Annotated in this window: 2 protein-coding genes and 1 pseudogene; all 3 read right to left on the bottom strand. The window is 48.5% G+C overall.

The window, feature by feature from the left end:
- A pseudogene (locus Q0362_RS02825) lies at positions 1-295 on the bottom strand (primosomal protein N'); the annotation flags it as partial.
- A gap of 3 nt (positions 296-298) precedes the next feature.
- Positions 299-1,462, bottom strand: a complete 1,164-nt coding sequence (gene metK, locus Q0362_RS02820) for a methionine adenosyltransferase (protein ID WP_298119548.1) — start codon at positions 1,460-1,462, stop codon at positions 299-301.
- 37 nt (positions 1,463-1,499) lie between these two features.
- Positions 1,500-2,056 (bottom strand): phosphopantothenoylcysteine decarboxylase (locus Q0362_RS02815; protein WP_298119545.1); only part of this gene is annotated, 557 nt, incomplete at its 5' end.

The following is a 2,056-nucleotide window of genomic DNA, read 5'->3' as shown; positions in this document are numbered from 1 at the left end:
CTGCCTGGCGATCGGCTACTTTGCGAGCAAGCACCAGAGTTTCAGGCTGTAAAAGCGGAATGGAAGAGATGATTTTCTCGACGTATTGCAGTTCTCCGGGATAATCCTGCTTATTGCTTACTCCTGTCACATAAGCATCGGAAAAGCGAGCCCCTCCCCGCAATGGAACAGAAACCTTCGATCCAACGAGTATTTGGCCTTGAAGAGCTTCAGGAATTCGGTATTCGAAAACGTGGTCAAGCTGAGGTAACGGTGTATCTAAAAGAACACTCGCTACCTCAGCTTGAATCGACAATAGTTACAGGCCAGCCTTTTTACGGAGCTCTTCTACCTTGTCCAGTTTTTCCCATGTGAAATCAGGAAGCTCACGACCAAAGTGACCATAAGCAGCTGTTTGGCGATAAATCGGACGAAGGAGATCAAGTTCACGAATAATTCCAGCAGGGCTCAAATCAAAAGTGTCTCGAATTGCCTTGATAATGATTTCGTCATCGACCTTGCCAGTGCCGAAAGTCTCGACGTAGAGACCGACTGGCTGAGCAACACCAATTGCGTATGCAATCTGCACTTCGAGCTTTTCAGCAAAGCCGGCTGCCACAGCATTCTTTGCGACGTGGCGCATTGCATAAGCTGCAGAACGGTCAACCTTCGAAGGGTCTTTACCGGAAAATGCACCACCACCGTGACGGCTAGCACCACCGTATGTGTCCACAATGATCTTGCGACCAGTGAGACCAGCGTCTCCCTTGGGGCCACCGATTTCAAACTTACCCATGGGGTTGACCATGAACCTGGTGTCTTGTGAATCGAACCCTGCCTCGGAGAGGACTGGCTTAATTACTGCCTCGAGAACGTCCTTACGCAATGAATCAAGCGATTCATCTTCCTGCGGCGCGTGCTGAGTTGAAACAACAACGGTTTCTACAGTGCGTGGAATGATTCCTTCATAGCCAATAGTTACTTGAGTTTTTCCGTCAGGTCGGAGGTAGCCAAGGTCACCGTTCTTACGAACTTCTGTGAGCTTTTCCGCAATACGGTGAGAAAGGTAAATCGGCAATGGCATCAACTGAGGAGTTTCAGTAGTTGCATAACCAAACATGATCCCTTGGTCACCAGCGCCTTGCTCTTCTTGTCCAAATACAAGATTGGCAATGTCTGGTGATTGCTGACCAATAGAAACAGAAACGCCACAACTTTCACCATCGAAACCGATGTCGGAAGATGTGTAACCAATGTCCTTAACAACGTTGCGAACGATGTCAGGAATTTCTGCATAACCGTCAGTGGTGACTTCACCAGCGACGTGGACAAGTCCGGTAGTTACAAGAGTCTCAACAGCAACACGAGAACGCTTGTCCTGAGACAAAAGCGCATCAAGGATGCTGTCAGAGATTTGGTCACAGACTTTGTCTGGATGACCCTCAGTTACAGATTCGGACGTGAAAAGGCGAAGTTCGCTCATATCCCCATTATTTTCTCAATACGTTCGGACAGTGTTGTTAGGCGAACGTGTCGAGTACCTTGTCCGCCACGGCCAATTTTGACCCCGAAACCTCTACAAGAATACCTGCTGTTGGAGAAAGAACGGTCACATCGTTACGCTCTGTTCCGAAACCTTGTTCCCATCCAACTTGATTCACCACCAAGAAGTCACAACCCTTTCGAGCTAACTTCTCTTGAGCAACGTGAATAAGCTCTTTGCCGGATAAAGTCTCTGCTGCAAAACCAACAATAAGCTGTCCCACAGACTTGTTTTGAACCAGTTCTTTGAGGATGTCTGGGTTCTCTACGAGGGAAAGCTGAAGGTTGCCTTCATTTTCAGATTTCTTGAGCTTGGTGCCTGAAACCGTGTCTACGCGATAGTCAGAAACAGCAGCAGCCATAATGACGATGTCGAAATCAGATGCTGCAGATAGAACTACTTCCTGCATTTGGGCTGCTGTTGAGACGTTTATGACCTTCACGCCCTCGGGTGGGTCAACCTCGAGATGAGCAGCGATGAGCGTGACTTCAGCACCGCGCTGAAAAGCACGTTGAGCTAAAGCAACCGCTTGTC

The sequence above is a fragment of the uncultured Aurantimicrobium sp. genome (assembly GCF_936931525.1).
Taxonomy (GTDB): Bacteria; Actinomycetota; Actinomycetes; order Actinomycetales; family Microbacteriaceae; genus Aurantimicrobium.
The sequence above is the reverse complement of the archived record's forward strand: the minus strand, read 5'-3'. Positions and strand labels throughout refer to the sequence as shown.

Coding starts and splice junctions, on each gene's coding strand:
- metK (WP_298119548.1), bottom strand. CDS start 1,462: ATGAGCGAACTTCGCCTTTTCACGTCCGAATCTGTAACTGAGGGTCAT.